We start from the raw sequence: 7,717 nt of genomic DNA on the forward strand, positions 1-7,717 counted from the left end.
CGCTCGACGGGCGAGGAGGCCACGGTCTTCCTAGAGTCGGAACATGAGTGCCACCCTGGAGGCCACCCGGGAGAAGAGCGCAGAAGGCCCGATACGGTCGCCCCGGCACGGCTTCCTGAGCAGAGTGCCGGAGGGCTTCGCGACCTTCTTCGGCGCCCTGGGACTGCTCTGCGTCCTGCTGGCCTTCATCCCACCGCTGCGCACCGCGCTCCGGCCGGTCGTGCGCGCCCTCGACCAGATCATCGTCCCGGTCAGCGGCAACCTCGCCTACGCCGTCTTCCTCTTCCTGCTCGCCGCCGCGACCGCCGCCCGCAAGAAGATCGCCTGGTGGCTGGTCGTCGTCTACCTCGGACTGCTGGCCCTGACCGACGTGCTCGGCACGGTGCTCGGCGACTACTCCGACTCCGTTCCCTCCCTGATCGTGTGCGGCCTCGCCCTGGCCCTGCTGATCGTCGCCCGGGGGGAGTTCTACGCCGCCTCCCGCCGCGCCGCCGTACGCCGGGCACTCGGCGTCCTGGTCGTCGGGCTCGCCGCCGGGATCCTGGTCGGCTGGGGGCTCGTCGAGCTGTTCCCCGGCACGCTGCCGCAGGGCCAGCGGCTGGCCTGGGCCGCCGACCGGGTCTGCGGCGGTCTCGTCTCCGGCACCTCCTACGACGGACGCCCGCCCCGCCCCCTGTACTTCCTGCTCGGCCTCTTCGGCGCGCTCGCCCTCCTCAACGCCGCCGCGACGCTGTTCCGCTCGCAGCGCATGGAGGCCGCCCTGCACGACGACGAGGAGGCCCGCATCCGCGCCCTGCTCAAGGCGTACGGCGGCCAGGACTCCCTCGGCTACTTCGCCACCCGGCGCGACAAGGCCGTCGTCTTCTCACCCAGCGGCAAGGCCGCCGTCACCTACCGCGTCGAGGCCGGCGTCTGCCTCGCCAGCGGGGATCCCGTCGGCGACCGCGAGGCATGGCCGCACGCCATCGCCGCCTGGCTGGACGCGGCCCGCCGGCACGCCTGGGTGCCCGCCGCGATGGGCGCCTCCGAGGACGGGGCCACCGCCTACGCGCGCGCCGGACTCGGAGCCCTCCAGCTGGGTGACGAGGCGATCCTGAACGTGCCGGACTTCGACCTGGACGGCCGCGACATGCGGGTGACCCGGCAGGCCGTCCACCGCGTCCGCCGCACCGGCGCCCACTGCCGCATCCGCCGCCACTCCACGCTCACCGGGACGGAGATGGAGGAGGTGCTCGGCAAGGCCGACGCCTGGCGCGACACCGAGACCGAACGCGGCTTCTCCATGGCCCTGGACCGCCTCGGCGACCCGGCCGACGGCGACTGCCTCCTCGTGGAGGCCCTCGGCGAGGACGGCGAGCTGCTCGCCCTGCTCTCCTTCGTGCCCTGGGGCAGGGACGGCGTCTCCCTGGACCTGATGCGCCGTGACCGCGGGCGAGCCCCCAACGGCGTCATGGAGTTCATGGTCGCCGAACTGTGCGCCGCCGCACCGAAGCTGGGCATCCGCAGGATCTCGCTGAACTTCGCGGTGTTCCGCTCGGTCTTCGAGGAGGGCGCCCGCATCGGCGCCGGACCCGTACTGCGGCTGTGGCGGCGCCTGCTGCTGTTCTTCTCCAAGTGGTGGCAACTGGAGGCCCTCTACCGCTCCAACGCCAAGTACCGGCCGCAGTGGTTCCCGCGCTTCATCTGCTACGGCGAGGCCGCCTCCCTCGCCCGGATCAGCCTCGCGTCCGGAATCGCCGAGGGATTCGTCTCCGTACCGTCGCTGCACAAACTCCGCAGAAGAGGGCACCCGCGAGGCGGGCCACGTCCTGCGACCACCGAAGGACTGCCCTCGCTGGCGGCGCTCGGCCTCGACGGAGGGGACGAGGCCGGGGCCGCCGGGCCGGATGCGGGCCTGCCCGAGCAGGTCCGCATCCGGCACCACACCCTCGACCGGCTGCGCGCCGACGGCGTCGACCCCTACCCGGTCGGCATCCCGGCCCGCACCCACACCCTCGCCGACATCCGCGCGGGCGAGCAGGTCACCGTCGCCGGCCGGATCATGCTCGTGCGCGACTTCGGCGGCATCGTCTTCGTCGTGCTGCGCGACTGGTCCGGCGACCACCAGCTCGCCCTCACCCGCAAGGACTCCGGCGCCGCCCTCGACCGCTTCACCTCCGACACCGACATCGGCGACCTCATCTCCGCCACCGGCCCGGCCGGCGTCAGCGACAAGGGCGAACCGACCGTCTTCGTCACCTCCTGGCAGCTCATCGGCAAGTGCCTGCGCCCGCTGCCCGACAAACGCCGCGGCCTCGCCGACCCCGAGGCCAAGGTCCGCATGCGCTACCTCGACCTGGTCTCCAGCCCCGCCGCCCGCGACGTGGTCCGAGCCCGCTCCACCGCCGTCCAGGCCGTGCGCCAGGGCCTCCTGGAACGTGGCTTCCTGGAGGTCGAGACGCCGGTTCTCCAGCAGATCCACGGCGGCGCCAACGCCCGCCCCTTCACCACCCACATCAACGCCTACGACCTCGACCTCTATCTGCGCATCGCCCCCGAGCTGTATCTCAAGCGACTGTGCGTCGGCGGCCTGGAGAAGGTCTTCGAGATGGGCCGCACCTTCCGCAACGAGGGCACCGACTACAAGCACAACCCGGAGTTCACGATCCTGGAGGCCTACCAGGCGTACGCCGACTACGACGTGATGCTCGACCTCGTGCGCGAGCTGATCCAGGGCGCCGCGACCGCCGCCTTCGGCTCGCCGCTGGCCCACAAGGACGGCGAGGAGTACGACATCTCCGGGCAGTGGCCGGTCAAGACGGTGTACGGCGCGATCTCCGAGGTGCTCGGGGAGGAGATCGACCCCGACACCGAGCTGCTCCGGCTGCACCGGCACTGCGACCGGGTGGGCGTGCCGTATATCGCCGACGACGGCCACGGCGACATCGTCCTGGAGATGTACGAGCGGCTCGTCGAGGAGAAGACCCAGCTGCCCACCTTCTACAAGGACTTCCCCACCGACGTCTCCCCGCTCACCCGCCAGCACCGCACCGACCCCCGCCTCGCCGAGCGCTGGGACCTCGTCGCCTTCGGCACCGAGCTCGGCACCGCCTACTCCGAACTCACCGACCCCGTCGAACAGCGCCGCCGCCTCACCGCCCAGTCCCTGCTCGCCGCCGGGGGAGACCCCGAGGCGATGGAGCTGGACGAGGACTTCCTCGACGCCCTCGAATACGCCATGCCCCCCACCGGAGGCCTCGGCATCGGCGTCGACCGACTGGTCATGTTCCTCACCGGCCTGACGATCCGCGAGACCCTGCCGTTCCCCCTGGTGCGCCGCCGCTGACGGACGGTCACAGCACCGTGGCGGCTGGTCCGCGCGGGTGCTCCGGTACCGCCATATCGGTGCCGTACTGGTGCGTCGGTCCCTCGCCGGGCGACTGATGAGTCATGACGAAGGATCAGTTGCCCACACCCGCGCTCACGCGACGCCGCGCGCTGTTCGCCGGTGTCGCCGCCGTCGGAGCGGCCGGCACCGCCGGACTGTTGGCGACGGTCGCGGGCGACGGCGACGAGCCGGTCCGGGCCGCCGCTCCGGCCGCGGGCCCGCAGGCACGCTCCGCGCTCAAGCCCTCCACGTACCGCCTCCAGCCCCTGACGGGGTACGGCCCGCCCCGGGTGGCGCCGCGCCGCACCCTGGTACGGCGCGCGCCCCTGCTGCGCGTGTCCGGACGCGGCCGCACGATGGTGCTGACCTTCGACGACGGACCCGACCCCCGCTACACACCGCACATCCTGGACACCCTGCGCGAGTACGACGTCCGCGCCATGTTCTTCGTGTGCGGCGAGATGGTCGTCCAGAACAAGGAACTCCTGGCACGGATGGCCGAAGAGGGCCATGTCGTCGGCAACCACACCTGGTCCCACCCGCTGCTCACCCGACTCAGCCACCACCGGATCCGCAAGGAGATGGAACGCACCAGCGACGTCGTCGAGGAGAGCTACGGTGAACGCCCCGCCTGGTTCCGCGCGCCCTACGGCGCCTGGAACCGCACCGCCTTCCGGCTCGGCGCCGAACTGGGCATGGAACCGCTCGGCTGGACCGTCGACACCCTCGACTGGACCACCCCCGGCACCCACACCATCGTCGACCGGGTCGAGAACGGCGCCGCCCCCGGCGTCGTGGTGCTCTCGCACGACGCCGGGGGCGACCGCTCCCAGAGCGTCCGGGCCCTGCACACCTATCTGCCGCAGCTGCTGGACTCCGGGTACTACGTCACCGTCCCCGAACGGCAGTACAGATGACGGACCGGATATACACGGGCGCACACCCGACGGCTTTCGCCCGCCCGGTCGAGCCCGCTCAGCGGACCTCGACCAGGCTGGCGAAAACGACGACGTTCCCGTCATAACCACTCTGCTTGGAGAAACCGCCTCCGCAGGTGATGACCCGCAATTCCGCGCTCCCCTTCGAGGCATAGACACGGTCGCCGGGGAAGTCGTTCTTCTCGAACACCTCGATGCCGTAGATCTCGAAAACGGCCGTCTTTCCGTCCTTGCGGACGACCTCGACGCGATTGCCTTTCTTGAGGGCCCCGAGACCGTAGAACACGGCGGGGCCCCGAGTGTTGTCGACATGGCCGACGACCACCGCGGTGCCCTTCTCGCCGGGGGAGACGGAACCGGTGAACCAGCCCGCCAGATTCGGGTCCTCCGGCGGCGGTGCGCCGACCCAGCCGTCCACGTCCAGGCCGACCGGGATGACCGGCGCGTCCACCTGGATCCCGGGGATCCTGACCCGGTCCGGCAGCGCGTACGGCAACGGCTGCGCGGCCCCGGCGAAGAGGCCGCCGGGCACCCGTCGGTCCGGAGCGGCGGCCGACGCGGGCTGCGGCGGCCCCACGTCGAACTCGCCCGAGCCGTTGCGAACGAGCGCGAGACCGGTCAGCAGGACAAGCGCTATCACACCCCAAGGAGCACGCTTCTTCCGTCGCTCCTCCTCTTCGGCCAGTTCGGCCGCCTCGGACGCAGACATTCGCTTTCCCCTCTCGACGCGGCCGTCGCCCCGTCATTCGCGCATACGTGAACGCTAAGTCCCGCGCGCGCAACCGGCGACGGCACAGATACGAACGGGTGGCCCGCTCGCCATTCGGTGCGCCATCCGAGTTGCCACCGGCAGGAAAATTCTGACGGTCCGTGACCTGCGGCAATTCCGATTGCGGGGTGATCGGTCGGCGTGTCCTCTCACCAGGACGGACCATCGCCGAAATGCGGCCTCGCGCACGGCATCTGAGGGTCTTTCTGGGAGGCGCTTTCTCGCCGATCGACCGGGGACGGTTCCCGGGGCGTCTTCCGCGGAGGATCACATGCGTACTACACGTGCCATGGCGGCCGCTGCCACCGCGGTAGCCGCTCTCAGCCTCGCCGCCCCCGCGGCCGTCGCACGGGACGGCATGCCCCACGGCCCGAGCAACATCGTCGCCCTGCCCAGCGTCGTCGCCCGGGGCGGGCAGCTCACCATCACCGTCGACAACTGCCCCCGGGGCGGCACCGCGACCTCGGACGCGTTCAGGCCCACGCGTCTGAGCCCCGTGCACGGCAGCAACACGGCGCGGGGCACCGCGACGGTCGACAGGCACGCGAGGCCCGGTTCCCACAGCATCACGGTCATCTGTGACGGCAGGTCCCTGACCAACCCCGCCGCCTTCAGCGTGATCGGCGGTGTCCGGGGCGGTCTCGGCGGCAGCAGCTCCACCGGGGCGACGCCGACCGACATGGCCATCGGAGGCGGGCTCATCGCCGTGGCCGTCGTCGGCGGCGGGGTGTTCTGGATGCGGCGCCGCGCGGAGAGGCGGATCTGACGCGCCGCCCGGCGGAGACAGATCCGTCGCGGACAGGCCCGTCCCTCGCCGACGGAACGCACGTCCACAGGCCGTCGCCCCGGCCCCCTCGTGGGGATCCGGGGCGACGGCCTGAGCGAAACCGTGAGCGGGCGCGGCGGTGGTGTCAGGCGTCGTTCTCTTCGGTGCCGCGCCGGGAGAGGTGGTACGCCGTCCCGAGCGCGCCCGTGATGAGCGCGGCGCCCACACCGAGTTCCTTGAGGTTCAGTTCGGCGAAGCTGCCCCCGTCACCCGCGTGCACGCCCTTCTGCGGGTGGGCGGGCCGGACCGGTGCGGGCCGGCCACCGGCGATGGTGAGGTCGACGTTCTGCCAGAAGGTGCCGCAGTAGAACGACACCTCGTACACGGCACCCGGCCTGGCGTCCCGGTCGACGGTGGCCCTGGCCGTCGTGTGCCCGCGGCGGATGGTGACCGTGTCGAAGACCGCCGACGCGACGGTCACGGTCTGCTCGCAGCCGGTCGCGCGCAAGGTGACCTGCCCGCCGGGCGCGACGGTGGTGGGCACGACCCTGGCCCAGAAACCCGAGTCGTCCTCGTGCGCCCCGGCGGCCGGGGCGGTCATGGCGAGCGCGGTGACACCCAGCAGGGCGGCCGACGTGACGCGTATCGCGCGCATGGTGGTTCCTCCGGGTTCCCCGAGGAGCAGCCGCGGACCTCTTCCGCTTGCGACGGAAATGCACCTCGATGCTCGAAACGCTAGGAAGGTGCGTCCACCTGCGCGATCGCTGTCGTACGAATGGGGCAACGGTGTGGGCCGCTCAGGGGACGGTGTCCCCCGGCGGCCCGTCAGCTCGTCCGTCCGTCGGCCCTTCGGGTGAGGGGCTGTCAGCCCTTGATGTGCGGGAAGAGTTCGAGGAACGGTTCCGCCGATGCCGTGACACCCCGGCTGTACGGCGCGTCGAAGTCCCAGATGAGGAAGAGCAGGAAGGCGATCAGCGCGGAGAAGACCCCGGCCAGAATCAGTTCGCGGGGTGTGCGCCGGATCTGGAGGGCGAAGATCATCCCGATGGTGACGATGCCGCCTGCGATGAGCCCGAACCACACCACGCCCGGCATGGTCTCCCCGGTCGAGTTCGCCCGGGCGCTGCGCGCCTGGTCGGCGGCGGTGACCTGGTCCAGGAGCGGTTGGTAGGCCTGTGCCTCGAAGTCCGTCCTCGGCTCGTAGTCGGTGACGTCCTCGCGGATGCGCTGAAGAAGCTCGGTGCCGCGCTCGGTCATACGGCCGTCGTCGGCCATCGTCTTCCACTCGGTGGTGACGACGTGTCCGACATAGACGTTGACATCCTCCCGAATGCGGTCGCGGATGTCGGCGGGGTAGATCCGGACCCGCTCCGAGATCTCGTGCAGCGCCACGGCCTCCGCCTGGACGTGGTCCTGGGCGGCGCTGCGGCCCTCCCAGACGCCGGCGATGGCCAGGCCCAGGACGATGGCGTACACCACGCCGATCCACATCGTCATGTACTCGATGACGTCCGGGGTCTCGGAGGGATCCTCGTCCTCGGGGGCCGTGCGGTGCCGCAGGAGGGTGATGATGACCACCACGGCACAGGCGGCCAGCATCGCGAGGGTGAGAACAAGCCATTCCGGCAAGAGAAGCCTCCAGGATCAGCAGGGTCGGGTGGATCAGCGGGGTCAGCGCGGTCGCAGGGCGGCCACGGCGGCGATGGCGGGGGCCGCGATGAGCAGCACGAAGGTGAGGGGCGACGGGGCGTCGTGCGCCGGCCGCCTGTGCCGGGTGGCGCGGTACGGCGGGTAGTGCACCGGGGTCGCGGACGGACTCGGGGTGGGCTTGACCGACGGCTTGGGTGCCGGCGTCGGGGTGGGGGCCGGGACCGGCC

6 protein-coding genes and 1 pseudogene are annotated in these 7,717 nt (G+C 71.5%); 3 read left to right on the plus strand and 4 right to left on the minus strand.

The genetic code is table 11. The features are described from left to right. Positions 1-43: 43 nt before the first annotated feature. Both lysX and ADK36_RS17050 read left to right on the plus strand, forming a co-directional pair. Positions 44-3,325, plus strand: a complete 3,282-nt coding sequence (lysX, locus tag ADK36_RS17045; protein WP_053198106.1) for a bifunctional lysylphosphatidylglycerol synthetase/lysine--tRNA ligase LysX — start codon at positions 44-46, stop codon at positions 3,323-3,325. Positions 3,326-3,429: 104 nt separating this feature from the next. After that, positions 3,430-4,284, plus strand: a complete 855-nt coding sequence (locus ADK36_RS17050) for a polysaccharide deacetylase family protein (protein ID WP_053198108.1) — start codon at positions 3,430-3,432, stop codon at positions 4,282-4,284. A 58-nt stretch (positions 4,285-4,342) separates the two neighbouring features. Here the strand turns inward: ADK36_RS17050 and ADK36_RS17055 are convergent, their stop codons facing one another. After that, positions 4,343-5,014, minus strand: coding sequence for a class F sortase (locus ADK36_RS17055; RefSeq protein ID WP_048580108.1), 672 nt, complete (start codon positions 5,012-5,014; stop codon positions 4,343-4,345). Between the two features lie 331 nt (positions 5,015-5,345). Here ADK36_RS17055 and ADK36_RS17060 point away from each other — a divergent pair, with 331 nt between their 5' ends. Continuing rightward, complete coding sequence (locus tag ADK36_RS17060; protein WP_048580109.1) at positions 5,346-5,840, plus strand: hypothetical protein; 495 nt, start codon at positions 5,346-5,348, stop codon at positions 5,838-5,840. A gap of 145 nt (positions 5,841-5,985) precedes the next feature. On the opposite strand, the gene ADK36_RS17065 is transcribed toward ADK36_RS17060, so the two are convergent. The 3 genes and pseudogenes from ADK36_RS17065 to ADK36_RS17075 all read right to left on the minus strand — a co-directional run. Then, complete coding sequence (locus ADK36_RS17065; protein ID WP_048580110.1) at positions 5,986-6,495, minus strand: hypothetical protein; 510 nt, start codon at positions 6,493-6,495, stop codon at positions 5,986-5,988. 209 nt (positions 6,496-6,704) lie between these two features. Beyond that, on the minus strand, positions 6,705-7,469 hold the full coding sequence (locus ADK36_RS17070; RefSeq protein ID WP_048580111.1) for a DUF4239 domain-containing protein: 765 nt from the start codon (positions 7,467-7,469) through the stop codon (positions 6,705-6,707). Positions 7,470-7,511: 42 nt separating this feature from the next. Beyond that, positions 7,512-7,717 (minus strand): annotated as a pseudogene (locus ADK36_RS17075) (hypothetical protein); the annotation flags it as partial.

It is taken from the genome of Streptomyces viridochromogenes (assembly GCF_001270495.1).
Classification (GTDB): Bacteria; Actinomycetota; Actinomycetes; order Streptomycetales; family Streptomycetaceae; genus Streptomyces; species Streptomyces viridochromogenes_A.